The sequence below is a fragment of the Nocardia sp. NBC_01009 genome (assembly GCF_045208035.1).
Classification (GTDB): domain Bacteria; phylum Actinomycetota; class Actinomycetes; order Mycobacteriales; family Mycobacteriaceae; genus Nocardia.
Genome location: NZ_CP108695.1, coordinates 3,872,634 through 3,899,524, shown reverse-complemented (window position 1 = coordinate 3,899,524; position 26,891 = coordinate 3,872,634). Strand labels below are relative to the sequence as shown.

The window sequence follows — 26,891 nt, the reverse complement described above, 5'->3', positions numbered from 1 at the left end:
GAACTTGAAGATCAGCAGGTTTACGTGTAGGTGGCATGACGTCTAGGAATTGCGGCGTTCGTTCTCGATCAGATCCAACAGCTCGTCGTTCGATATCGACTGAAGATCCATCGCCCCTTCAACAACATCGCGATCATCACCGGCATCCTCGTAGGTGGAGAGGAGATCCTTCAACCGAGCCCTAATGGCCGAACGAATTGATTGGTCACCCTGATGAGTTATTAGATGTCCCTCTATATGACGGAACGCGTCATCAAGATTCCCTTCCTCGATATTCGTCCTAGTCGTCGCCATACTCTCCAACAGGTAATTCGATAGTGTTTCGATGGTGGGGTAGTCGAATACGAGTGTGGGGGCCAGCCGGGAGCCGATCACGTTGCTCAGCCTGTTGCGGAATTCGACGGCGGTGAGGGAGTCGAAGCCGAGGTCGCGGAAGTTCTGATCGGTGTCGATGGTGTTGGTGTCGTTGTGTCCGAGGACTGCGGCGACCTGCTGACGGACCACCTCGATGATCAGCTGCTGCTGTTCGGCCTCGGGCAGTCCTGCCAAACGCTGTGTCAGTCCTGAGGCCGAGGTTTCGGTGGCGCGTGTTGCGCGTCGGGATCCGCGGATGATCAAGTTCTGCAGGAGTGCGGGGACGAAGCCCGACCCGGCCTGGTCACGGGCCGCGGCCAGGTCCAACCGTGCGGTCAGGGTGTTGACACCGCCCTCGATCAGGGCGTGGTCGAACAGTTCGAATGCTTCCTCGGCTGGCATCGGGACGAACCCTCCCCGGCTCAACCGCGCGGCATCGGTGTCATCCAAGTGGCCGGTCATGCCACTGGACTGTGCCCACAATCCCCAGGCCAGGGACTGCGCGTGCAGCCCGGCGTGGCGGCGATGAACAGCCAGGGCATCGAGGAAGGCGTTGGCCGCTGCGTAGTTGCTCTGTCCGGGGGTGCCGAACACACCAGCCGCTGAGGAGAACATCACGAACGCCGACACCACACGGTTACGGCTGGCCTCGTGCAGATGCAGCGCGGCATCGACCTTCGGAGTCAGCACCGTGTCCAGTCGCTGCTGGGTCATCGACCCGATGACCCCGTCATCGAGCACGCCGGCAGCATGGATCACCGCCAACGGCTCATCGGCTGCGATACCCGCCAGCACCTGCTCGACCGCTGCGCGGTCGGCCATGTCGGCGACCACCACCTCTACCCGTGCACCCAGTCCCGACAACTCGGTCACCAGCTCATGCGCGCCCGGAGCCTCAAGGCCCCGTCGGCTGGTCAACACCAGATGCCGCGCACCGTGTTCGACCACGACATGACGAGCCAACATCGCGCCCAGCGTTCCGGTGCCACCGGTGATCAGCACCGTTGCTGCATCCGACAACCCCGGCACCGCAGGTTCGGGCACCGCTGCCGCAATCCGTGCGAGCCGGCCGACATGCACTGTTCCCGCACGCACTACCACCTGCGGTTCGCCCGAGGCCAGCACCATCGCGGCATCGACTTGGTCATCGACATCGGCCAGCACGATCCGACCCGGATCTTCTGCCTGCGCAGAACGCACCAGACCCCACACCGCGGCACCGGCCAGCGACGTGATGTCCTCGCCATCGACAGCGACTGCACCGCGGGTGCGTATCAGCAAGGTCGACGACGCATAGCGCGGATCCGAAAGCCACTGCTGCACAACTGTCAACACCTCACCGACCACACCGTGAACCGCGTCCACGGTGTTGCCGTCACCGCAGTCGAACACGACCACGTCCGGGACAGTCTGCTCCGGATCCAGATCCGTGAACACGCCGGTCGACACGCTCACCGGCTCCACCGGCATCGCCGACCATTCGACCCGGAACAACCCGTCACGGACCGCTCCCGCAGCCGACAACTCCTGCAGCGATACCGGGCGCATCATCAGCGACTCGGCCGACAACACCGGCCGTCCCACGGTATCGACGACCTCCACCGACACGGTGTCCGAGCCGACCGCAGCGATCCGGGCCCGCACAGACCCGACACCACTCTGCTGCAACGACACACCACTCCAGGAGAAAGGCAACACCATGCCCTGCGCGAACCCACCCATGAACACCGAATGCAACACCACATCCAACAGGGCGGGATGGATCCCGAACCGATCAGCACCGGCCCCGGTATCGGTGAGCTCGGGCAGGACCGCTTCGACGAAGACCTCCTCACCACGACGCCATGCCGACCGCAGTCCCTGGAAGACCGGCCCATAGCCATAACCCATATCGGACAAGCGGTCGTACATGCCATCGAAATCGATGGTGGTCGCGTCGGCCGGCGGCCACTGCACCAGCGACTCCGGCACCGCTGCCACCGAGGACAAACTGCCCTGGGCATGCACGACCCGCTGCGCGCCCTCGCCCTCACCGCGGGAGGTGATCGAGATCGCGTGCGACCCGTCCGCATCAGCGGCCGACACCCGCACCTGCAGCGACACCGCCCCGTGCTCGGGCAACACCAGCGGCGAGACCAGCGTCAACTCACGCACCCCACCACAACCGACCTCGTCAGCGGCCCGCAACGCCAACTCGACGAACCCCGTACCCGGCAACAACACCACACCGGCCACCGCATGATCGGCCAGCCACGGATGAGTCCGCAACGACAACCGGCCCGTGAACACCCAACCCTCGTCCTCGGGCAACTCGACCACCGCACCCAACAACGGATGCTCGGCATCTTCCAAACCGAAACTGGTCACATCACCGGTGAGGGTGTCGGTTTCGAGCCAGAACCGCTGCCTCTGGAAGGCATAGGTCGGCAAATCCACCCGACGCCCACCACGACCAGCCAGCACCGCCGACCAATCCACCACACCACCGGAAGCGAACACCCGTCCCAACGAGGACAAGAAATCGATCATGCCGCCCTGGTCGCGGCGCAAAGTACCGACGATCGCGGCTTCCTCACCACGCCCACCGGCATCCTCACACGTCTCCTGCAAACCGATGGTCAGCACCGGATGCGGGCTCACCTCGACAAACAGAGTGTGGCCGTCCTCGAGCAGCAAACGAGTCACCGACTCGAGGCGAACGGTTTCACGCAGGTTGGCATACCAGTAGCCGGCATCCAGACCACTGGTGTCGAGCTGAGCGGCAGTCACCGTGGAGTAGAACGGGATGCTCGACGACCGCGGCGCGATATCGGCGAGCTCACTCAGCAGGTCCTGCTGCAGCACCTCCACCATCGGCGAATGCGAGGCATAGTCCACCGCGACCCGGCGCACATGCACCCCGTCGCTTTCACACGCGGTCAGGAATTGCTCCAAAGCCCCGGCTTCACCGGAGACCACCACCGAGCTCGGACCGTTGACCGCGGCAATCCCCAGCCCCGGCCCGGCCACCGCCAGCCGCTCGGACACCGCCTCGACCGGCAGCGACACCGAAGCCATCCCGCCACCACCAGCCAACTGCTGAAGAACCAGACGACTACGACACACCACCACCCGCGCGGCATCTGGCAACGACAAACCACCAGCGACATAAGCCGCAGCGATCTCACCCTGCGAATGCCCAACTACCGCAGCGGGTTCCACACCCATCGACTGCCACAATCGAGCCAGCGACACCATCACCGCGAACAGCACCGGCTGAACCACATCCACCCGGTCCAGCGGCGGGGCACCCGCACCACCACGCAGCACATCCGACAACGACCAGTCCACCAGCGGCGCGAAAGCCTGCTCACACTCGTTCATCGCCTCGGCGAACACCGGCGCGGAATCGAGCAGTTCTCGTCCCATGCCCAGCCACTGAGCGCCCTGACCCGGGAACACGAACACCGTCTTCCCGACACCGGCCACACCCTCGACCACACCCGGCATCGGATCGACGCCACCGACCGCGGCCAAACCCGACACCAACGCGTCACGATCGCCACCGAACACCACCGCCCGATGCTCGAACCGCGACCGGGAATCCACCAACGACGACGCCACATCACAGACATCGACATCGGGATACCGCTCAGCAAATCCAGCCAACGCCCGAGCCTGACCAGCCAACGCCTCCCGGCTCCGCCCCGACAACACCCACGGCACCGGCCACGACGCAGCAACACCCACGGCCGGCATCCCTGCTTCATCCGGTGATACCGGCGCCGCGTCGGCCGGCGCGGTCGTCTCGGCCGCTGGCGCCTGTTCGAGGATCACGTGCGCGTTGGTGCCACTGACACCGAACCCCGACACCGCCGCACGACGAGGCCGATCGGACCCGGGCCACGGCGTCGGCTCGGTCACCAACTCGACGGCACCCGCGGCCCAATCCACATGCGGTGTCGGCTCATCGACATGCAGCGTCGCTGGCACCACCGCGTGCCGCATCGCCATCACCATTTTGATCACACCGGCCACACCCGCGGCGGCCTGCGTGTGACCGATATTCGACTTCAACGAGCCCAACAGCAGCGGCCGGCCCTCACGCCGGTCCTGGCCATAGGTCGCCAGCAGCGCCTGTGCCTCGATCGGATCACCCAACGTGGTACCCGTGCCATGGGCTTCCACCACATCCACATCCGCCGCCGACACCCGCGCGTTCGCCAGCGCCTGACGAATCACCCGCTGCTGCGACGGACCATTCGGCGCGGTCAAACCATTGGACGCACCATCCTGATTGACCGCCGAACCACGCACCACCGCCAACACCTCGTGCCCACGACGGATCGCGTCGGACAAACGCTCCACCACCAGCACACCGACACCCTCACCCCAGCCGGTGCCATCCGCGGCCGCGGCGAAAGACTTACACCGGCCATCCGCCGAAAGCCCCCGCTGACGAGAGAACTCCACGAAGATCGTCGGAGTCGACATCACCGTCACACCACCCACCAGCGCCAGCCCGCACTCCCCCGCACGCACCGCGGCCACCGCCTGATGCAACGCCACCAACGACGACGAACACGCGGTATCCACCGACACCGCAGGCCCCTCCAAACCCAACACATACGACACACGGCCCGAAGCTGCGCTGGCCGCACCGCCGGTCAACAGGTATCCTTCGAGGCCGCCACCTGCGACCACGTGATAACCGTAACCAGCCATCAGACCGGTGAACACACCGGTGTTGGTGCCGCGCAACGCTTTCGGGTCGATCCCCGCCCGCTCGATCGCCTCCCACGACACCTCCAGCAGCATCCGCTGCTGCGGATCCATCGCCAGCGCCTCACGCGGACTGATCCCGAAGAACCCCGCATCGAACTCCGACGCCTCGTAGAGGAACCCGCCCTCACGCGTATACGACTTACCCTTGGCCTCGGGATCGGGATCGAACAACCCCTCCACATCCCAGCCACGATCCGCCGGGAACTCACCGATCACATCCCGCGACCCGGCAACCAACTCCCACAAATCCTCCGGAGAACCCACACCCCCCGGAAAACGACACGCCATACCCACAATCGCCACAGGCTCGTCCACACCGACCACAGCCGAAACGACCTCGTCGACCTCACCACCGGACACCAGCTCACGCACGTACACAGCGGTATCCGGCTTGAGGTAGCGCAGTACATCAACTAGGGATCGGCAGTTGTAGATGGTCGCAGGCGAAAGACTCGAATCGAACCTTTCGTTCAACTTGGCAGTCAGAGCGGTCACCCGTAGCGAATCGATCGAAAGCTCGCTTAGTGGCCGCCTTACGTTGATCGACTCTCCAAGAACCTCCCGAGCGCACTGCTCGACAAGTTTGATGTAGCCATCAACCACCGGATCGGACAAGGAATTACTCGTCTCGTGAGGATCCTCCTCGCGAACGAAGCGTCCCGCATAATCTGCGGCGATCTTGGCTACATCACTCAAGAAGTCCGCCGCCTGCTGGCCATTGAATGCCCGATGATCGAAAGCGAGCACCATTCGGCGAACTGATCCAGACTTGCCCGTAGTCACCCCGCTAAGGAAAAGGGTTGCTACCGCAGGAGGCACAACGAGCGGAATCGCGTCATGCACGACCTCTCCCAGATGGGAGAAAATCAGAGTAACCGAGCTGTCTACAGTATTTGCCCCGCCAGCTGCAGCATCCACCGCATTGAGAAATTTCGACCAGAACTGCCCAATGGACAGTTTGTCCGCCGATTCGATCTTAGCAACATTCAGATCCCCTCCGGGGACTGCCACGCTGAGGCCGACATTTACGTGATCCATTACGCGTAGCCGCTTGCGATCAACCAACTGGGACCGAGCAGACCTGTGGTCAGCTGCAGCCCTTGCTGCAAGCCAGACGAAAGCCTGGAACTCAGTGAGCAAACCCACCTCGGGGTTCTCAACAGCCAGCGCACGGGTTGCACAAGCGAGATCTTCGCTCGGTATTTCAACGGTGATACTCGCCGCTACAACAGTATCTCGTGCGTCCGTCATGGAATAATTCAGCATTATCTGCCGTGGACTTAGCTCCACATCGGCGTATTCGCGGCTATCGCCACGATCACCTGCATGGGCGGCGAGATAGGCAGCAATATCCGCTGGAGCAAGGAGCTTGCCCTGCGGCCTTATCTGTCGAAGAACCGCCTCGTCGATACCACGGTCTAACGCATACTTCCGCGTTCTAGGAGGAATTTTGACCCCAACCGCGGCGGTTTCGGCCTCTCCCACAGGCCGTTTCGAGCGCACAGCTACCCCGCCGTCCCCGACAATATGCGACGAAGAACCGTCAGACGCCTCGACCAAGACCTCGGCGACTATAGCACCAATCCCAATGACATCGCCTTCTTCTACTAGCCATCGGGACAAAATGCCATCGACTGGGGATTCCAGATCCAGTTGAGCTTTGTCTGTTTCTATTTCATAGAGCAGAGAGTCCTTTTCGACACTATCCCCCGGAGCTAGGTGAAGAGATAGAATTCGAACTTCTACTTGCCCCTCCCCCATCTGCGGAACTCGGATTTCTTGAACTTCAAGCGCCATGGCAATGGTTTCCTAAGCTTCAGTTTAGCGTCGAACGAATAGCATTCACGACATCGTTGACACTTGGCATTACAGCCGACTCGAGGATCGGGTGAAATGGAATATGAATATCCGGTCGGGATACTAGGCGAGGCGGAGCGGCAAGCGAGAAGAAATCTTCGTCGTTCGTTGCCATCTCGGTCAATACGCTCGCGCCAAAGCTGCTGGTTCGGTTATCTTCCTCGACTACAACAAGTCGGCCCGTCTTCGCCAAGGACTCAGAGACAGCGTCGCGATCCCACGGACTCAGCCATACAAGATCAATCACCTCGACCGAAATTGATTCCGCCGCAAGCTCAGTCGCAGCACTAACTGCCAGCTCAACACAATTTCCCCAGGCCACCACTGTGATGTCTTCGCCTTTTGCAACAACCCTCGCACGGCCAGCGTCACGCACGGGATGCGACCTTGTTAGGTCGCGCATACGCATCAAATGCTTTGGCAGCAGGATTAGAGTAGGGTCCTCACTGGCGAAGGCAGCCAAGAATGCGGCCTCAGTATCATCCGCATGGCTGACCACCACCACTTTCAGGCCTGGAATGTGAGTGAACATGGCTTCATTGCTCTGCGAATGCCAAATTCCACCACCGGGGAGATATGCGCCGTATGGTGCATACATTACAACGGGGCATGACCAACTGCCCATTGTACGCCACCTGAGCGTCGCCAACTGGTTAGTAATCTGATTCCAAGCTGGACCCACAAAGTCAACGAACTGCAGTTCAACTACGGGTCGTTTTCCAGTTGCAGCCAGACCTACGGCAGCACCTACAATAGTCGCCTCTGCGAGTGGAGAGTTGAATACCCTCCCGCCGCCAGCATTTCCGAGTCCTTTGGTGAAGCCAAAAACACCACCCTTCGGATCTTCAATATCTTCACCGAAGAGAACCATATCGGGATAATCTTCCAGGCCATGCCTTAGAGACCCATTTACTGCTTCCACAATAGTGGAGTACTTCCCACTTATCCGAATTGGGGCCGTGTTTGCCGACGAGTACAGGTGGGTGCCGATAGTTGACGGATCGGGTGCCGCCTCGCCCAACACCGCCGATACCTCACCGTCAACTCGGCCACGGATCTCACAACGTTGCGCCTCGAGTTCCTCATTACTCAGTAGACCTTGAGCGATTAGCTGCTGCGCAAAAAGATCGACAGGGTCCCTAAGCTTGGCGAGGTCGGCTTTATCCCGATACACGCGGTGATCGTCGGAAGAAGTATGAGAATCCAGGCGGTCTAGGTCGCACCACAGAATAGTCGGCCCGCGACCAATCCTAGCGGAGGCGGCAGCTTGACCAACAGCGACTGCCACATCCACTGGCGATACACCGTCAATTCTCCGCACCAGAGAATCGTGCAGGACCGGCCGGTGTACTGGCGCAAGACCCGTAGTTGGCGTACTGATGCCATATCCGTTATCCGACACCAGAAATATTATCGGAAGTTGGCAGTCCACAGCCCACGCTACAGCCTCAAAGAACTCCCCCTGTCGTGTCGAGGCCTCGCCGATCGAGCACAACACTACGTTATCTGTGCCGGTGAGCTTCTGTGTCCATGCGGCACCCGCCGCAGGAAGGCACTGACTACCGACAGGACTGGCGATAGAGAATACATTGTGTTCTCTTGAGCTGAAGTGCGAGCCCATATTCCGACCACCAGAATGCGATTGCGGAGCTGCGATGAGGTCGCGAGTCATATCCGTAACACTCATCCCACGCATCATCAATAGAGCACGATCCCGATAATGAGGAAAGATAAAGTCATCCGAACGCAGCGAAACCGCGGCACCGGCCAGCGCCTCATGACCCGATGAAGAGATATGAAACCAGGCCTTGCCCTGCCGGCTCAACATTCCTGCACGTCGATCAAATTCCCTGGATGACAGCATTGCATGCAGCATGCTCTGCAAATCCACGGAAGTTGGCCCAAAGAAGAGCTTTTCAGAATCGATAGTCGTCACGCTGCGATCCTTTCCCACCGAAACCGCCACCATCAAGGATTTGATATTTCATACTCAAAACTTCTTGGGTCCTTAGAGGTCTTGGATCAGACGTTTAGCGTCTTCGAAGCGCCGGTTACTACATCAGTCATCGCGAGAATGCATGAGGTTCGGCAAGGTACAACAAGGACAGCAACGGCGAATTCGAATTGAGCCTGAGAGGCCGAGCCATGCACCGGAATCATCCCCCTAAATCGACAGCTTGGCTATTCCAGCTACTTCACGACGCGGCGGCCGAGTAGCAGGAATCCCCAAAGGTAAAAGACCAAAAACAGAAGGCCGCCCCCGCAGGTGCGCTCCACTGTCGGAGGAGCAGCCACTTCCCGGCACACTACATCACACGATCGCAAGCCAAACGAATTGTGTGAACTAGCACACACCAATTTGATTCCCCTATAACCTTGCGCTGTCGACCGGCCCCTATTCGCAGATCACGTTCCTCACACTAGGGATGTATCACGAGCACATCTGCCCAGCACGCTGGGCAGATGACCAGCATGGTTGCGAGGCGATACCAACTCCACCAGGCAAGCGGCGATCGGCGATCCTTTGGCAGACGTAACCAACCCAACACCAGAAGTTCACGAAACCCCCTCTGGCACTCCGCAACCGGTAAGACCAGCTCAGTTGACAACTTCAAGATCATCGAAATACCCTGCAGGGCAAGGACTCCGGTCCTGACCGTATGCCAATGACGTCTTGAGGGGGATCAACATGCTGGTTAGCGCCACAGTCGCGCGAGTGCTGCACAACTTCGATGGCAGTACGTCTGGCCGATCCCCCGACCCTCTTTTGGCCACCCCCTAGAGTCACCATCCCACACTTCTAATCTCAGCCCCTCCGTCGAAGCCGCACAGAACGGTCCTCACTTGCGCCCGTGGGGCCTGGACAAACGTCTCCGTCGCTCTCGGGCGTCACCATTGGTCGGCCCCGCCTCGCCAAATTCCTAAGACGGACCTGCGATTGCGTTGGCCCCGTTTAACACTGGGTGAGCTGAGCATGGCTCATCGGCGATTCTGGCATTGGACGACGTTCAGGATCCTCGTTGTAGCAGTCTCTATAAGGAATGAGTTCATGAGCCTCACGACGTCAAGCACGTCTGCCGAACCAGTTCGGCCGAGTTCGAAAGCATCCATCGATCGCATCGTGGATCTGGAGTCGTTCTCCGAATACTCGTCAGAGAAGATCGCTACCGATGCCGCAGCCTGCGAAAGCGCAGGCGCAGGCGGGTTCTGGTCAGTCGAGCGGTTACATGATCCGTTCTTGCCACTCGCTTATGCCTCAACCACCACTAGAACCATCGACCTAGGTACCTCGATCACCATTGCGTTGTCGCGCAGCCCAATGACCGTCGCCTACTCTGCGCATGATCTGCAGGCACTCACTGGGGGCCGATTCATCCTCGGCCTTGGCCCCCAACACCAGAGCCATCTGGCAAATCGATTCTCCATGCCGGCAGATCGCCCACTGGGTCGCATGCGCGAGTACGTAGGTGCACTTCGAGCCATCTGGGATTGCTGGAATACAAAGCGGCCCTTGAACTTTCGTGGCCGCTTCTACACGCACACTCTCATGCCACCGTTCGTCTGCCCGCCCCCGAACCCGTATGGTCCGCCTCGGATCTTCATGGCCGCCGTCGGCCCAAAGATGGCGGAGCTCGCCGGCGAGATTGCGGACGGAGTGATCGCCCCACCATTCGCCACCGCACGACATCTGTCTGAAGTCCTCGTCCCCGCCGTAGAGCGAGGACTCACGAAGTCCGGGCGGACTCGCGATGAATTCACAATCATGGGTGTTCCCATGACAGTGATGGGGGACTCGGTCGACGACCGAGAGACTGCGGCGGCGAAGGCCCGGCTTCAACTCGCTCTGCACAGTAGCCCTGCAGACGCTCGAGCTGTATTCGATCTGCATGGTCTTGGACACTTGGGTGAACGTGTCACGGAGATCTTCATTTCGGGTACGGGTGACCAGCCGCGCCAGATGCAGGATCTGGTTACGGATGAAATCTTGGACATATTCACCTTGATCGGTCGACATGATGAAGTCCTGGAGAAAGCTCAGAAGCGCTTCGCCGGCATTGCAGATCGAATCGCACCCGTTATCTATACCGCCGAACCCGACGATGGGGCAGCCCTCACATCAGCTCTTCGCGCAAGCCGCTTAGCGAACTAGAGTTCGTGAGCTACCTCTATTTCGCCTTTCGAGATAGCCGAATACCGGTAAAATACCCGATTCGAAGAAATGTTAGCAGCGTATTCTTCGCCCGCTTCGGCAGCGGTGTGCATTACGCCGATTCCCTCGTATGAGACAGGTAGGAAATGGCTGATAATTCCGATACGGGATTGTGGTTTCGACGATATAGCCCTGCAGTTGCGGCTCCCGTGCGGCTGATCTGCTTTCCGCACGCCGGAGGTTCTGCGTCCTTCTTTCTCCCATTCTCCAGGAGCCTGCACCCGGAGATCGAGGTACTGGCGGTTCAATATCCCGGTCGACAGGATAGACACCGAGAGCCTCTAGTCGATAGCATCGCCGACATCGCGCGGCGGCTCGCTGCCGCAATCGTGCAGATCGATACGAAGCCGACCGCTTTTCTCGGCCACAGCATGGGTACTGTCGTAGCATACGAAACAGCACGACTACTCGGAACCAATTCTCCCCACTACCCTTTAGCTCTCTTCGCATCAGGTCGCAGAGCACCGTCTATTTATCGCGACGAACAGCTCGATTCGTTAAAAGACTCTGAACTAATTTCGGAACTGACCCGACTGGGCGGGACCAGTAGTGCGCTCCTACAGGACCCTGAAATGGCCGAATCTATCGTGCGAGTGTCGCGCAACGATTATAGGGCGATCGGGCTGTATCAACATACAGCTGGCCCAGCGCTACATTGTCCAATTATTGGCCTGGCCGGCGATGCAGACCCTCGAGTCTCCATTGATGAAGTTCGCTGCTGGCACCAGCACACTGAGTCGGAATTCGCAATGCACGTATTTCCTGGCGGCCACTTCTATCTGAATGAGCAAGTGCCTGAGGTTACACAAATCATTCGTAATAAGCTCGGCAAATTGACGCCTACACGTGCTGGCCAACTCTAACATGTGGCGACTTCCTCACGTACGCGGCTCCTAACCCCGGCAGATCCTCATCGCACGCCGCACACCTTAGAGCACGAAGGTCTGCTCTTTGGGGCAAATCCTCTTGACCGGTCCTAGCTTAAGGCCTTGACTACAGTCACGCCTCCTCATCTTAAAGTAGTTGAGCTCAAGTGAGGTGCGTTAGTCGCGTCACACCCTTGGCCTCCCTGCGGAACCGGACGACTCATTATCGCACGCGTCGACAAAGGCGGACGCTACCACCTACCGGCTTATACTGCGTCAGCCCTAGTGCTCTAAGGACAACACAATCCAGATCGTCGGCGGCACTCAGAAATTCCAATGTGATCTGCTCACCCGGCACCGAAACACAGATGTTGCAGATGGTTTCAGGTGGCCAGCGGACCCGGTCTGCTACAGCCGGAATTTGGTGGTTACTGGGGGTGCCGGGGCCGCGAAGTCTTTGATGGCCAGGGATTGGCCAGCTTGCCTTGTTGTTGAAGGGACTTGATCCAGTCCTGCGCGATATAGTGGGGGACGCCATAATGCCGAGATACCTTTGCGATGCTGCCGAGCCGCCAGTAGGTCACTCCGAAGTCTGCTGGCACGCTGGCTTTTTGGCCGTTTCGGAGCTGCGTTTGCTCATGGGTTTCGTCGATCCGCCCTGTGGCGTCGTTTGATGCAGGCGAAAAGCCGTTTGCCTCCTCCAACGTGCGAACTGCACCAACCTTTTCCACTGGCTGTTGATCGCCTCCCTCCTCCAAAATGCTCGACGTTGCCGCCGCGGAGACGCATGCAGATGTACTCGACAGCAAATTCGCAGTTCGAACAAGGAGCGGAAAATCGATGTGCGCCAACGCTTGGGGGACAAAGCCCCCATCATCAGTTGGCTCGGCATGAATCTCGGCTAGTCGCGGCACATCCCCATGAATCTCGACCGTCGCGGTCACCAAGACGGCACCGGTACTTGAGTTCGAGATCATGATCGAGAAATTGTCTGTCATGGTCTACTGAGTCCGTTCAGGCGATGGTCGATCTGCTATCCCCGAGGAGTCGAATCTTGCTGCTGATCCAGTTTGCGAAGCCGTCCCATCCATCCTTGGGCCGTGTGCCTAGGTACGCCATAGTGTTTGGCAACCCCGGTGACGGTACCGACCTGCCGGTAGGTCGCAAGGAGCTCGCTGACCTCGGGCATCTTCCGGTATGCCCTACCGGATTCTGAACCTGAGCCAGCTTCAGCTACCACATGGCTGCCTGAGCCGCTCCCGCTTGGCTGCGTGCCGGCGGATGCTGTCTCCCCGAGCGGTCCCGGAACTGGCGGGTCCATCGATCCCGGCGGCAAGGCGGTATGCGAGAACCTAGCAGCGAGCGCAGCCACAATCGCCGAGACATCGATGTCGAAGATGCTGTCTGCGGTCAACCCTGCCGGCGAGGTTGTATTGATCGCGATATCAGTGACACGCGGCTCTGGGCCGTCGTTGCTGACACCGATGGTCAGGCGAGGAACATCACCGGACTCCCCATCCTTGTGGTCAACACGGGGAATGATTACGACGGAGTAGCGGCCCATTCGTTCCGTAGTCCTCGCGATTGCGTTTGTGGCGGGTCTGACGTCTCGCAGATTAGCATGGGCATCAGACCATCACAGTGGCAGGTAGGGCAAGGTGTGTCCAGAGCAGGTCTACTGCCTGTTCTACGCCTTCTAGGTCTGTCACTACCAAAGCTTAAGTCGGGCAATGTTTTCGAGACGATCGCAGGCATCGCTGACGCTGTCAGCGGCGTCCCGGCCGGCTAGTGTTGCCTAGTCAACTGCACCCCCGTCATCTGCGTGCCGTCACGCCGCTGTTGGATGCAGCTCCACATGCAGGTCGTAATCGCGCAGATTCCGATGGATGCTGCGCCTGTCTCAGCCGAATTCCCAGCACCAACCGCCCGGATGAAGTTTGATCGAACCAGATCTTGCCGTGCCGACGTTTCCAGCCGGTACTGATGTGCGTATACTGCTTCTTCTCGATGAAAGATTCGCAGACATGCGGGAATCGCTTCTCGTACAGCAACTTCCGTGTCGGGGACGTGCACTGCCTGTTCGAACAAGTAGACCTATGACCGAACCTACCGATGTACGCGCCCGCTGGTCGGCTCGGCAACCGAGCTGGCGCGGTGGTTCGAGCTGATGCGGCACAATCGCGCTGATACCAGTTCTGTCAAGTTGAGTAACGGCGTCATTCCCGCCTCCTCAGTCCGGAGTCGTCACGCAAGTGTGAAATAAAAGGGAGCAACGCCATAGGCGCGGTGGTGGTGGCCAACAGCACCGACAAAGGGCTACCCACACAAACGGCGCCCAGTGCGCGAGGCGTTGGGCACCTTCGATTCCGCTGTCCTCAATTCATAACCGAGCGAGCCCCCCGCCAGTCTTGCATCGGCACGGGGCTCGCTCAGGGGTAGTCGCCCATGGTGATCGCTCAGCATGTTTGACGGGGCTGGATAATACATGTCAACAGCACGCCAACCCGGACCATCTGACGGAACGCCAATTTGGACCATCTGCTCGGTGGGATTGATGGTTCAGTCTTCAGTTGTGCCGGCGGCGGGGACGCGGCCGAGGTCGCGGTCCTTGAGCCGGTAGCTGTCGCCCTTGAGGGCGATGACCTCGGCGTGGTGGACGAGGCGGTCGATCATGGCCGCGGCGACCACGTCGTCGCCGAAGACCTCTCCCCAGCGGCCGAAGACCTTGTTGCTGGCCACGATCAAACTCGCGCGTTCATATCGGGACGAAACCAGCTGGAAGAACAGGTTGGCGGCTTCGTTCTCGAACGGGATGTAGCCGACCTCGTCGACCACCAAAAGCGGGTAGCGGCCGAGCTTGGTCAGCTCGGCCTGCAGGCGGCCTGCGTGGTGGGCCTCGGCCAGGCGGGCGACCCAGTCGGCGGCGGTGGCGAACGCGACCCGGTGCCCGGCCTGACACGCTCGGATCGCCAACCCGATAGCCAGGTGAGTCTTGCCGGTGCCGGGCGGGCCGGCCCAGGAACACCACGTTCTCCTTCGCGGTGACGAAATCGAGAGTGCCCAGGTGGGCGACTACGTCCCGTTTGAGTCCGCGGGCGTGTCCGAAGTCGAACTCCTCCAATGATTTCCGGTAAGGGAAACGGGCGGAGCGGATGCGGCCCTCACCGCCGTGGGACTCGCGAGCGGACACCTCCCGCTGCAGGCAGGCAATCAGGAACTCTTCGTGGGTCCAGTTCTCGGCGCGGGCGCGTTCGGGCAGCCGCTCAGCAGCTTCCCGCAGCGACGGAGCTTTCAACGCCCGGGTGAGGAAGTTCAGTTCGGCGGTGAAATCCCTTGTCGTGGTGGGTGTTTTCGCGGTGGTTCTGGTCCGTGGAGGCATCAGGCCACCCCGCCTTCGATGTCGATGCCCAGCGCGGTGTCGTAGTCGGTCAGGCAGCGCTGCTCGACATCGGGCTCGGGTGCCGGGCGCAGGACACCGATCCGGCCGCGCCGCAACACTTTCGCCGCCTCGACGTGTTCGGGGTCGGACAGGGTTTGATGCCAGGCCCAGATCCGTTCGTGATCGGCCACGATCCGGCCGCCGGAGAACACCCGGACCCGGTCCAGGTCGGCGAGGATCTCGATCCGCCGCCCGATCACCGACGGATGCACCGAATAATCATTGGAATCCAAGCGAATGTAGTGATCACGCGGCAGCCGCGCCGAGCGGCGCCACCCGATCTGCGGCGCGACCGGCGGCAACGCCAGCATCGCCTGACGGTCTGCGGTGATCCGATCGGTCGGCGCGCAACCCAGCGCGCGCCGTGTCCGAGCGTTCACCAGCTCGAGCCAGTCACCCAGCTGCGTGTTGAAATCGGTTGGGCTGGTAAATGATCGGCCCGGCAAGAACGACCGTTCGAGATAGTCGTGAGCCCGTTCGATCATGCCTTTGGCTTCCGGATCGGCGGGCTTGCAGACGAGCACCTTCGTGCCGAGCGTTCCCCGGAATGCTTGGCACTCGGCGGTCAACTCGCTGCGCCCAGCCCGCCAACGGCCGATCGCGCCTTCGCCGTCCCAGACCAAAACCCTTGGCACCGAACCTAATCGGTGAATATGTGTCCACCATCCGGCGAACAGGTCCTCCGCATGCCGCGAGGGGATCAGCATCGCCATCAACCAGCGGGAATACCCGAGCACCATCGTCAGGACCGGCAGCTGTTTCGGGCCACGGACCTGCCCGAACCCCACCGGCAACTCGATCGGCGGGAACCAGAAATCGCATTGCGCGATCTCCCCGGCGACATACGCGGTCCGCGACGCGGGATCCGGCGGCAGATACGCCGGCCGCAACTCCGCGACCCGGCCCGAGAGCACCCGGACCGAGCGATTCCAGCCGATCCGCTCGGCGATCACCGTGGACGGCATCGTCGGATACACCTTGAGCAACTCGCGGATCTGCGGTTCGACCGCGTCCACGATCGACCCCTTCGGCGGGCGCTGGTACTTCGGCGGCCCGTCCGAGGCCAGGGCCCGCTTGACGGTGTTGCGGGACACGCCCAGCATCCGGGCGATCACCTGGATCGGCATACCCTCTGAGCGGCGTAAACGACGAATCTCAGCCCAATCCTCCACAGCAAGCATCCCTTCGGTCCTCCCTGGCTCGGATAGAGCCAGGGTCACCGACCAGGTGGTCCGTTTTGAGTTGCCGCGCGGTGGTCATTCTTCACGTGCTGTCGACAATACAGTTCCCAGCTCCATCGATATGCAGGTAGTGAGCTGTGACACCACTCCGGTCGGTGGCGGCTCAACACATCCGCCGATCCGCATCAGCCTGCTGTACTCACCGACTCCCTCCCCAAATTTCTTTCTACCACTTCGATCCTCCGCTGTTACCGCGCTCCCGACACCTCCGTATCGACCGTACGAAGCGGCCTTCTGTGACCGCAGCTTAGGCTGACGAAAACCTCAGACCTCGTCGAGCCGTGCCGGCCGTTTGGACCGCGCCGCCTGAGGGAAGGAGACGTCACCAAGGCACGAAGGTGATCCGATGATTAACGCACTATGTCACCTGCTGGGGAGCGGGTAGCAGCGGTATCGAGCACGATGGGACCTTTGGAGCTCTTGCCACCTTTGACAACACGCAGCCTTTCGCGAAATCCGAGACTACCTGCCTAGATATCGATTTGGCGCAACCGCACCACGATCACGCGGCTTGCCGGTCCCCGACAACACATGCTTGCCTGCTGGCAGGTGGTAGCTGTTGGGTACAACGACCAACTAGACGTCGGGCTGGGCCGTAGCGTGGAAGAGGCTGGGACGGTATGGGGTTGTCGTTGGAGAAGGCCAGATACCTTCTTCCCCTGCTGGTGAAGTCAGAATCCGACGCTCCGGCATAGCGGTTCAGTGGGTCTCCTGTCCCTGCCGATGGCGCTGTCCGGACGCACGGTGTCTGTCGTGTCGGACGCGACAGCGAATCGGTGAAGGGCTGGTGACGACCGTCATTGTCGAGTATTAGCAATCAGCCGCTACGGTGGCAGGCGTGCATTTCACGAATGGGGAATCGGTGATCGATCAACGTCCACTGGCTGGCTGGAGCCGCACCGCACCGACTGTCGCGCAGGTACTTTCCACTCCCGACATCGACACGGTCGCCAAGGCCGTCCGTGAGGCGGGACCGCGTGGTGTCATCGCCCGAGGGCTGGGGCGCAGCTACGGAGACCCGGCGCAGAACGGTGGTGGTCTTGTTGTCGACATGACCGCGTTCGACCGCATCCACACGATCGACCCGGATAGCGGTGTGGTCGACGTCGAGGCCGGCGTCAGCCTGGACACGTTGATGCGGGCTGCTCTGCCGCATGGCTTGTGGGTTCCGGTATTGCCGGGTACTCGGCAGGTGACCATCGGCGGTGCGATTGCTTCCGATATCCATGGCAAGAACCATCATTCCCAAGGCAGTTTCGGCAACCACGTGCTGTCGATGGACCTACTGACCGCCGATGGCACGCTCCGCACGATCGGACCTGACGAGGGTGATACGGATCTGTTCTGGTCGACCGTTGGCGGGATGGGGCTGACGGGCATCGTCACACGTGCCCGAATCAGGATGAAGCACACCGAAACCGCGTATTTCTTCGTCGACAGCGACCGAACCAACAATCTCGACGAAACGATGGACTTGCTGACCGGCGGCTCCGACGACGGCTATGAGTACTCGGTGGCGGTGCCCGACACGATCAGCACCAACGCGAAACTCGGTCGCGCGGGGTTCAGCCGCGGTAACCTTGCCACACTCGATCAGCTACCTGCCAAATTGCGCAAGAATCCGCTGTATTTCAATGCGCCGCAGCTGCTTACGGTCCCTGACGTCTTCCCCAATGGCATGGTCAACAACCTGACTACCCGGATCGGTGGCGAGGTCACCCACCGCACCTTCGCGAAGCAGGGCCGGGGCCTGATCCAGAACATCACTCAGTTCCTTCATCCCCTGGATCTGCTCGGGGAGTGGAACCGCGGCTACGGTCGGCGTGGTTTTCTGCAGTATCAGTTCTCGATGCCTTACGGTGCCGAAGACCAACTGGCCGATGCGGTACGAGCCATCGCACACTCGGGTCATCGATCCTTCCTCAACGTATTCAAGCGCATGGGGCCGAGCAGTCGGGCCCCACTGTCATGGCCGCACCCGGGATTCATGTTGAGCCTGGATTTCCCACTGAAGGCAGGCCTGAGCGAGTTCTGCACCGAGCTCGATCAGCGGGTGCTGGCCGCCGGAGGGCGCCTCTACTTCGCCAAGGAGTCACGCACCACGCCGGAAACAATTCGAGCGATGTATCCGCGGCTCGAAGAATGGCGCCGGATTCGTGACGCCGCGGACCCAGAACGGGTGTTCGTCTCGGATCTGGCCCGCCGGCTCCGGCTAGTCGATGACGAGCCGGTCCGCGCCGGTCACTGGCAACCGATCAGCACAAACACGTAAGCAGTTTCTGCGCGCCGCTACGCGGCCGGGCAACCGAAGGTTAATAACTTGGGCAGTCCGGCCGCAGGTTCATCCTCGATGAACTCCACACCTTCGACGCCCGGTTTCGGCCGCGCCAACCCTGTCAGAAGGCTTGAGGCAGTGCCGATGGTGATCCACGAACCAACCTACCGAGAACGACGCCGCGGTGGCGAGCTGTGAGCGGACCGGCGTCTACGAAGAAACCCCGACCCGACGGGCCTGGGAGATCCTGACCAGACACGGGGACGAGGTCTATGGCAGTCCCCTGGGATAAGCGGTGGCGCGCTGAGGTCGACAGCTATCGAGAACAGTTCGAGCGCGGATTCCTCACTTTCGCCCAACCATTCGACGATCGCTCCGTACAGGCCGATCAATTCGACGAGCTCTTCGACGGCACCGAAGCGATCCTTGCCGAGGACCGCGACAACTACGCCGCAGCGCTGGCCGAAACCGGAGGCGATACTGCGGGGCCGGCTTTTGGCCGACCGCTACCTGATCCCGATGCCACGCTGGGCCGCATCGCTGAGCCGTCGAGCAAGACCTCAATGTCCGCGTCTTCGACGGAGGATACGATCCGGCGCTCGTCGGGCCTGCGGTCCTGTCCACCGGCGCTGTCGTGGGACTGAACCCATCGCAGGAGCCCGACACCGATTCCAGCGACCGGGTCAGCGGGACGAAGCCCACTGCAGAAGAATCGCTGTTGGTGTCGACCGATGCCAGTGCGTAGCCGACCTCGAGACTGTTATCGCCGATCGCTTCGAGCAAGCCCTCACCGACCTCGGCGGCGTCGTACTCGCCACCAAGCATTGCCAGATATGGCCCGTACCACCCGTGGTCTCGTGACGAAGCGGACGGTCAGCCAGGGTGAGCGAATCTACAACGATGTCTCGATCGAAGCTCAATCGGGCTTCGCGGGCACAGCTGTGACGATGGTGACCGGTAGCCATGCCGCTGGCGCGGCTACCCGCGCCAAGGTGAAGAAGGCGATGAAGAAGGTCGCTGACGAGGAGTACAACATGTCCGAGGAGGAGTTCTCCGACCATTGCATGCGAGGGCCATCGCCTTTTGGAGTATGAAGGCGACCGTACTCGATCCGGCCTCATGGCCAAGTGTTGAGAATCGTCTTTTGAACACCGGCCCAGTCGGACGGAATCGGCAGGTTAGCCACGCCGGAGCTGTGATTCGCAGCGTTGTGTGGCGGTGTTTTCGCGCCTTGGCAATGCGAGCATGGGCCTGCCACTACCGAACACGGTGCACGTCTGGCGATGCTCGGGGTATCGACCACCCTCTCGGCTGCCCCGGCGAGCGCCGGCCGATCACCGGTGCAACAGCGGGTTGTTCGGATCGATCCGCCGACACCCGGTGCTGCCGACCACACATGATCGGCACAATTCCCGCGCCGACCCCGCACATCGCCGCTCTAGATTGCTGTTGTGCCCAACCCCCTCGCTCCGCTGCCGCGCTCCGGTCGGCCGCGTTCGTTACGGCCCTGGTCATGCTCGGTGTGGCGCTGCACCGCGGCTGGATAGTGACTCAGCTATGGCTGCTGGCCTTCCGCTGTTCGCACTGGTGTTGCTGATCTCGATCGCCGTGTTCGCCTTCGCGGTGTGGCAGGCAAACCGCGACGTGCAACGGTGGCCCCTGCCTGCCGCAGCAGCACTCGCCTTCGTCGGGATCGCCGGATCAATCGCCTTCATCGTCAGCCCCCAGGCCACGGCGTGGACCCGGTTCCGGCTCGAGCACCCGGCTTTCACCGCTGTGGCCGAGATCGAAGTGCCGCAGCGTCGCCAAGACAACTACTACGGCGTTCCTCTTCCGAGTTACCTGTGCTTCGTTTCGGTGAACTGCAAGGTGGCGGTCATCGGCACCAGCAATGGGCATCCGGTACGGTTCGTGCCCGACTACGTCGGAACCCCGGACGGCGCTACCGGTTACGGGCACTTCTCCGGCCGGCCCGATCCCGGGCCATATGTTGGGTTCGGCGATGACATCTGCCCCACCCTGGAGCTGGACGGCGGATGGTGGTGGCTCGGACCTTGCCCAGAGCTCACTGCCGAGTAGGGCGCCTTGATCAAGGCGAAAACACCGCCACTTACCACCCGGTGGATCGCGTCCGTCGGCGGACACCGTCATTACCACCGCCCGCTGTCGTGGTATGCCGAACGGTTGACCGCCCACGGGCTGGTCATCACCGGAATCCACGAACCACTCTCCCTGCCGCACAACGATATTCCGGTCGCCGAGTACCACAGGTGGTTCAGCACCATTCCCACCATGCTGGCGATGTCATGCATCCCCTCCAATCGGGCAGCGGAGCCGCGGCGCGGCTGATACTCCGGGCTCGCCGACCGAGATCGGCGAGCCCGCCACCGTCCACCAGGAGTCCAAACATCGTTCGCCCCAGCGACCATCGAATGCGCTCAACTCGGCTATTACAGCTCACTGACCTGGCTACATCGAGCACCCCTGCGGGCATGTCTACTACCCCACCGAACCGCTCTACCCGCGCGACTCCGACGCTACAACGGCACTACCTTCCGCCAAGATCACGCCCGACAGCCCTTCAGCACGGCTCACCCGGATCCATCACGGTCTTGATCTCGGCTACATCGCCAGCAGCGGTGGTCGCCCGCTGCGCAGGATGTGGTGCAATTGCGGCTGGTCGCCCACGCTGGAGCCGGAATCCTCGCGCGAACGACCGATGTTCCACAGCGGAACTACAGCAATATCGATGATCCGGCCGTCCTGAGATCGTGCAGGACACGTGGTGCGAGGTACTGTCTCGCAGAATCCTGGTCCGGAGCCGGCATCAGTGTCCCGAATGCTCCGGGGTGCCCGAGTCGACCACCTTGTAGAACTTGCAGTCGCCGTGAGCCCAGTCGAACACCAAACCGGTAGGGTCGGTGAACTCGGCCAGCTCTCGGTCCGCGGTCAGGTACATTTCGATGCCCTCGAACTCGGCATCCACTGTCGTGTAGATCTGGTCGGCCTCGAGTATCTCGTCATTCGGAAGCGTGAGAAAGAACTCCTCGCCCTCGGCCAGGTCGACGGCAAACCGTGCCATAGTGCCGACCTGATGAAGGACCTGGATGCGCGCGTACTCGAAAAAGTTGTGGGCACCGTCGTACACCGATGCCTCGATCGGCTCCCCGGATTCGGTGGATTCGACCTCTATGCCTTCGATTTCGCGCCAAGAAGGCACATCCGCGGGGATCCCTTCGATCGTCACGTCCACCGAACTGCGCCACGGGAATCTCAGTGCCAAGGTGAGTACCGGATCAAGGCCGGAAGACGGGTTGCCGAACAGTTGGCCGCGCCAGGACCCCTTGCGGTCCGAGGGCAACTCGTCGAGAAACAGATCGGCGCTTTGGGTGCGGTCATTCATGGGTCCACTGTATGGGTCGCGTCATTCACGGCGAGGCTCGACGCTTCGAGCCGCCCTTCAGATCCCTTCGGCGCGAAAGCAATTGGCCATACATCTGTCCGGCGGTGTGGATGTCGCAGGTCTGGTCGAGGTCGGTGAACGCCTCGATTCCTTTGTGAGTGAGGTGTTCTCGTCGCTGGCACGCAAGGATCGGGTGGCCACAGCCTGGGATATGTGCGTGGGGTGACGATGGAAGGCAAGCGCAATGCCGATGGGCCGACCTGCCAGAAAGCGGAGTTCGACTGTCCCACAACCGATCTACCTGTTCTCGGCGACGTCGACGATCCTGGCGTAGATGGCGCCAGCCGAACACGAAACCGGAATTACCCCAGGGCGTTCCAGCGTGCCTCCGCGAATTCTGGGTTGCGCAGGCTACAGAGACGATTGTTGAGTTCGCGCTCCGCGGCGCTGTCACCCTGGCTGGCTTGGCGGATGTAGGCGTTGAGGGTGTGCAGGTCACGCATTTCCCTTAGCAGCGCGAACCCGTCCCACTGTCGGACGTCCCAGCCGTAGGCGGCAACGAAGTCGATGATTTCGCTCTCGCTGGTGCCGAATCGCAGGCCTTGGATGGTGTTTATCAGGTCGAGTTCACGCGGGGCGATGCTGATTTCGTCCCAGTCGCCGAGGAGCACACCGCGTGGTCCCCAGAGTGTGTTTCCTGGGTACGCGTCGCCGTGGACCATGCCGCGGCCGAGTTCGGAGTCCACCTGGTGGTACTGGTCGATGAGGTGGCGGGTGCGTTCGGTCAGCCAATGGTGGTCGTGTTCGGTAAGTGCCCGTGAAGTGGTCGGGTCGTGCAGGGTTATCGCTAGGCCGGCCAGTGGTGGGTAGTCGGGGAGGTCGAACGGTGGCGGGGGTAGTGCATGGAGTCGAGCCAGGATGGCACCGAGTTCGCTGGCCGGTGGGCGGCTGAGATCGGTTTGTGGGTAGTACTGCCAGAACGTGACGGTGACCGTGTCGATGTCGATGGCGTGATCGATGCGCGGTTCCGTCACTGGGATGTCGTGGTCGGCGAGCCATCGAGCGATAGCGACGGATGCCCGTGCACGCAGACCATGGTGCTCGTTGTGGCTGATGCGCGCGACGGCTTGTTCTGTGGGCAGCAGGTAGACGGTATTGGAGTGCGCCCGCAGCAAGTGTGCGCTCACGGGCGATAGTCCAGCTTCCTCGCATGCGGCGTTGAGCACCAACCGTGTGGCGTCGAGCTCTGTCATCGCGGCGCGGGCAGCTGCGCAGTGGTGAACATGGCGATCTCCTCGCTCAGGGTTCGGGCGATCAAGGCTTTGGCATCGTCGGTGGCTCGCAGCGAATTGTCAACGGCCCGTAAGCCCTCGGCAACCGGGTGGATGTGTTGTCCGGGTGGTAGCGCGAACACCGGGGCAAGGATTTCGCGGGCGCCTTCGACGGCTCTGTTGGTGATGCGAACGATGGCGATGTCGGCGCGGGCGAGGGCTTCGTCTCCATAGGAACGGTCCTTGTCTGGGCCGCGGGTGTAGCCATCCACCGCCTGCTGCGCCCACTGTTCGGCATCGGCGGGCTCGCCGATGAGCCGATAGGTGGTGCCCAGGTAGTAGGCCAACTTCGTCGGGAACTGTAGTGACCCGCCGAAGGCCACGACCTCATCACTGTTGGGGGTGGCCTCGGCGGCTGCCAGGGCGCGGGCGACCGCGGTCAGAGCCTCGTCTCTGCGGCCTAGCCGGGCGGCGCATCGCGCTTCGAGTGCGGCGAGCCGGATCTGATGCTCCCCGGCGGGTGACCATTGCGATGCCCTACGAACGATCTCGATCGCGCTGCCCGGATCCGCATTCCACTCGGCGATCAGTGCCTGGGTGCCGAGCGTCCAGGCGCGCAGACCGTCGTGTCCCGCTTGGGTAGCCAGCGATTCAGCGGCGAGTGCATGCTGCATCGCTGAGAATGGATTGCCGAGATTGCTGGTGATCTGGGCGAGCAGCTCGATTGTCACCCCTGCGAGGAACAGCAGCTCCCGCGCCTGGCGCGGCGGTGGACCGGCCTGCAGCGCACGACGTATTTTGTCGCGCAACCCACCGAGCTCAACCACCAAAGGACGTGGAGGTGCGTGCACGAATCGCTGTGCGATTCGAGACAACTCGCTAGCAAGACTGTCAACTGTCAACCGGCCAGAGTCGTCATTGCACGCCCATTCAGCGAAGGATATGGACGCCTCAGCCGAGGCGTCCAACCCATCCAGAACCGGGCCAGTCGAACTAGCGGGGTTCTCCAACTCCTCGGCCAACTCGATCAGCAACCCGTCAGCTGAGAGCTCAGCATCAAGGTCTTCAGCGACTCTCCGGGGCGGACGGCGGTGTCCGTTCTCCAGGCGGGACAACGCACCAGCGTCGTAACGGATCGCGGCGGCCACACTGCGGATCGACCGGTCCTGTTGCAGACGTAGCCGTTTGGCTACCTCGCCGAACCTCGATGTGTCGCTCACGCCTGCTCGGTCCCCTCTAACCGCAACGACCCTGACTGTGTTGCCAAGAAACGGCAACAAATGGCAACGCCGCAACACTATCGGCGGGCGCCCTATGGCACGAGCATCATATGCGGCACCCGGCGCCACCTGCTGGTTTATCAGCTCATCACACACCAACCAGCAGCGCGGACAATCCCCTCACGGTCCCCCTCGGTCCCAATCCAGGCCGAGGCGAGTAGGCCACCGCCCCGCGCCGGGTGCCCTGAACTCAGGGAGGCATCGATGTATCCACCAACCCCGGACCAGCGGGACCTGTGGCTGATCACCGGTCGGGACTGCACCAGCGCACCCGGGCCTGGAATCACGAGCGTGCAGGCGGACTTCCTCGCTGCCGTACACGCAGGCCACGGCAGTACCTGCCACCAGTTCCTAGGTGCGGTCGCCCGCCGCCGCGACGCGTGGCGGAGGTGAGCGAGGATGTGGTTCGGATACGCACGTATGGACCTCATCGGTCACCAAACACACAGCGGTGTCGCAGATGCGATGGAGAAGTACGCGGACACGGCTTGTTTCGGGCCTGGGAAGGTGTTGTTCGAGCCCAGAGCACCCGAAAAACTGCTGCGCTCGATGATCGAGGAGGCGGATCGCCGTGACCCAGATATCGGGATCATGGCACGCCTTGATCAAGTGGCGCGGGCCCGGCATCTGGATCTCGCGCAGGTTTTCGACGCGAAGTCTCCCCGGACGCAAGTGCTCTGGGAGTTGATGGAGGAGCTGGAAGGCCACGGTGGTGGACACCTGGTCGTGCCGTCCTGGGCTCATCTGACCAGCCTCGGTCCTTCCGGACACGCCGTCGTTCAACGCATTACGCGGATGAAAACCGCCCACATCTACCGTCTCGACGCCGACGATCCCGTCGCATCCGAAAAGCCGGACGCCGTCGCGCCGCTCACGGTCGCGCCCCTGACTGCCGCCGAGGAGGTGGTGTTGGTGGAGTCCCCGCTGGATGTGGGCGCGACGTTGACCAGATTCGATCCGATCAAGGTCCTGACCATCCGGCGGTGGACCGACCAGGTGATGCCCGTCGACCGGCTCTACAAGGAACTCGTGGCGGACTCCGATCGTGCCGCCATCGCAGCGGGTGACCTTGGATTCGGCCCAGATGGCAACGCTGGAGTCATCCGGCTGCTGCACCGCTGCGATGGCCTGCTCGTGGTGGAACTCGAGGAGACCCGCCACCGTGCTGACGACCCCAGTGCTCAGCTGAAAGCGATCTGCGCGCACGCCGATCGGTTCGCCAACGACAGGCACACGATCACGCGCTGCACGCTGGGGCGCGAGTACGCGATACCTTTCGAGCCGGTCGGTGTCGCGTCGTGACAGAAACTGTTGCACCCGTGCGCTGTTTGCTCGACGCGGCCCTCACACGGCCGACTGGCTACCCCGTCGTCGCCCCAGCAGCGTTGCCTTCGCGTGATGAGCTACTCGCCGCAATCGCCGGTCATCTCACCGACACACCGGCATTGATCGGGTGGGCGCGAGAACTTGGTGATCTGCACGCATCGCTCATCCCCCGCACCGTGGATCCATGGCAGCGAGCGAACGGATTCGACGAGCACGCAGTCCACGCCGAGATCGCCGATCACATTGCCGAGATCAACTCCTGGGCTGTGTTTCATCTGCCGCGAAATCCCGTTGCGCGCATGCATACCCACTCACTCGGCGAAGTGATCAGCCATGTCGCCAAAACCTATGCCGAGGCGTGGTGGACCGTCTTACACACCGCTACCAAGGCCAGCACCGACGGCGATGACGAGGAGCTACGGCACGAGGCGTGGTTCCACCTCGGTGAGGTGTGGGAGGGCTACGCCCAGCTCGTCGAGGACATGAAGTCCCGCCGCGTCCAGCTGCCACTGGGGTGGCGCGGCGTCCCCCGAACTCCTCCATCAACGACATGACAAGGCAAACAACACCAGTGGAGCGCCACCACATCGCCCTCGCGGGATTGC

At 61.6% G+C, this 26,891-nt stretch carries 17 protein-coding genes and 2 pseudogenes; 10 read left to right on the top strand and 9 right to left on the bottom strand.

Features of this window, described 5'->3' with window-relative positions:
• Positions 1–42: 42 nt before the first annotated feature.
• Both OHA42_RS17495 and OHA42_RS17490 read right to left on the bottom strand, forming a co-directional pair.
• Positions 43–6,915 (bottom strand): SDR family NAD(P)-dependent oxidoreductase, encoded by a 6,873-nt coding sequence (locus OHA42_RS17495; RefSeq protein WP_406238389.1) that lies wholly within the window; start codon positions 6,913–6,915, stop codon positions 43–45.
• 19 nt (positions 6,916–6,934) lie between these two features.
• Complete coding sequence (locus tag OHA42_RS17490; RefSeq protein ID WP_406238387.1) at positions 6,935–8,911, bottom strand: thiamine pyrophosphate-dependent enzyme; 1,977 nt, start codon at positions 8,909–8,911, stop codon at positions 6,935–6,937.
• A gap of 1,113 nt (positions 8,912–10,024) precedes the next feature.
• Here OHA42_RS17490 and OHA42_RS17485 point away from each other — a divergent pair.
• Positions 10,025–11,125 carry a TIGR03617 family F420-dependent LLM class oxidoreductase gene (locus OHA42_RS17485; protein WP_406238385.1) on the top strand — a complete coding sequence of 367 codons (1,101 nt, stop codon included), beginning with the start codon at positions 10,025–10,027 and terminating at the stop codon, positions 11,123–11,125.
• Positions 11,126–11,271: 146 nt separating this feature from the next.
• Positions 11,272–12,048 carry a thioesterase II family protein gene (locus tag OHA42_RS17480; RefSeq protein WP_406238383.1) on the top strand — a complete coding sequence of 259 codons (777 nt, stop codon included), beginning with the start codon at positions 11,272–11,274 and terminating at the stop codon, positions 12,046–12,048.
• Between the two features lie 431 nt (positions 12,049–12,479).
• On the opposite strand, the gene OHA42_RS17475 is transcribed toward OHA42_RS17480, so the two are convergent.
• The 3 genes and pseudogenes from OHA42_RS17475 to istA form a co-directional block, all read right to left on the bottom strand.
• The gene (locus OHA42_RS17475) at positions 12,480–13,049 is read right to left on the bottom strand and encodes a hypothetical protein (RefSeq protein WP_406238381.1); all 570 of its coding nucleotides are present in this window, start codon (positions 13,047–13,049) and stop codon (positions 12,480–12,482) included.
• A gap of 1,561 nt (positions 13,050–14,610) precedes the next feature.
• Positions 14,611–15,430, bottom strand: a pseudogene (gene istB, locus OHA42_RS17470) (IS21-like element helper ATPase IstB).
• Complete coding sequence (gene istA / locus OHA42_RS17465) at positions 15,430–16,671, bottom strand: IS21 family transposase (RefSeq protein WP_406238379.1); 1,242 nt, start codon at positions 16,669–16,671, stop codon at positions 15,430–15,432. The pseudogene istB and the gene istA overlap by 1 nt, the downstream one beginning before the upstream one ends.
• Positions 16,672–17,569: 898 nt before the next feature.
• Here istA and OHA42_RS17460 point away from each other — a divergent pair.
• From OHA42_RS17460 to OHA42_RS17440, 5 genes are all read left to right on the top strand, one after another.
• Positions 17,570–19,003, top strand: a complete 1,434-nt coding sequence (locus OHA42_RS17460) for an FAD-binding protein (RefSeq protein WP_406238378.1) — start codon at positions 17,570–17,572, stop codon at positions 19,001–19,003.
• A gap of 275 nt (positions 19,004–19,278) precedes the next feature.
• On the top strand, positions 19,279–19,650 hold the full coding sequence (locus OHA42_RS17455; protein ID WP_406238376.1) for a hypothetical protein: 372 nt from the start codon (positions 19,279–19,281) through the stop codon (positions 19,648–19,650).
• A 189-nt stretch (positions 19,651–19,839) separates the two neighbouring features.
• Positions 19,840–20,100 carry a hypothetical protein gene (locus tag OHA42_RS17450; RefSeq protein ID WP_406238374.1) on the top strand — a complete coding sequence of 87 codons (261 nt, stop codon included), beginning with the start codon at positions 19,840–19,842 and terminating at the stop codon, positions 20,098–20,100.
• Positions 20,101–20,563: 463 nt separating this feature from the next.
• Positions 20,564–21,085, top strand: coding sequence for a hypothetical protein (locus tag OHA42_RS17445; protein ID WP_406238372.1), 522 nt, complete (start codon positions 20,564–20,566; stop codon positions 21,083–21,085).
• Between the two features lie 6 nt (positions 21,086–21,091).
• On the top strand, positions 21,092–21,355 hold the full coding sequence (locus OHA42_RS17440) for a hypothetical protein (RefSeq protein ID WP_406238370.1): 264 nt from the start codon (positions 21,092–21,094) through the stop codon (positions 21,353–21,355).
• A 478-nt stretch (positions 21,356–21,833) separates the two neighbouring features.
• Here the strand turns inward: OHA42_RS17440 and OHA42_RS17435 are convergent, their stop codons facing one another.
• The 4 genes and pseudogenes from OHA42_RS17435 to OHA42_RS17420 all read right to left on the bottom strand — a co-directional run.
• On the bottom strand, positions 21,834–22,409 hold the full coding sequence (locus OHA42_RS17435) for a hypothetical protein (protein ID WP_406238368.1): 576 nt from the start codon (positions 22,407–22,409) through the stop codon (positions 21,834–21,836).
• A gap of 362 nt (positions 22,410–22,771) precedes the next feature.
• Complete coding sequence (locus tag OHA42_RS17430; RefSeq protein ID WP_406238366.1) at positions 22,772–23,596, bottom strand: aminoglycoside phosphotransferase family protein; 825 nt, start codon at positions 23,594–23,596, stop codon at positions 22,772–22,774.
• Between the two features lie 62 nt (positions 23,597–23,658).
• On the bottom strand, positions 23,659–24,507 hold the full coding sequence (locus OHA42_RS17425; RefSeq protein ID WP_406239945.1) for a hypothetical protein: 849 nt from the start codon (positions 24,505–24,507) through the stop codon (positions 23,659–23,661).
• A gap of 267 nt (positions 24,508–24,774) precedes the next feature.
• Positions 24,775–24,828 (bottom strand): annotated as a pseudogene (locus tag OHA42_RS17420) (hypothetical protein); the annotation flags it as partial.
• Between the two features lie 336 nt (positions 24,829–25,164).
• On the opposite strand from OHA42_RS17420, the gene OHA42_RS17415 reads away from it, so the two are divergent.
• Genes OHA42_RS17415 through OHA42_RS17405 form a run of 3 tightly spaced genes read left to right on the top strand, consistent with a single transcriptional unit; the run spans position 25,165 to position 26,840 of the window.
• A complete protein-coding gene (locus OHA42_RS17415) occupies positions 25,165–25,353 on the top strand; it encodes a hypothetical protein (protein WP_406238364.1) in 189 nt (62 codons plus the stop codon).
• A gap of 6 nt (positions 25,354–25,359) precedes the next feature.
• On the top strand, positions 25,360–26,262 hold the full coding sequence (locus OHA42_RS17410) for a hypothetical protein (protein ID WP_406238362.1): 903 nt from the start codon (positions 25,360–25,362) through the stop codon (positions 26,260–26,262).
• On the top strand, positions 26,259–26,840 hold the full coding sequence (locus OHA42_RS17405; RefSeq protein WP_406238360.1) for a hypothetical protein: 582 nt from the start codon (positions 26,259–26,261) through the stop codon (positions 26,838–26,840). The genes OHA42_RS17410 and OHA42_RS17405 overlap by 4 nt, the downstream gene beginning before the upstream one ends.
• Positions 26,841–26,891 lie beyond the last annotated feature (51 nt).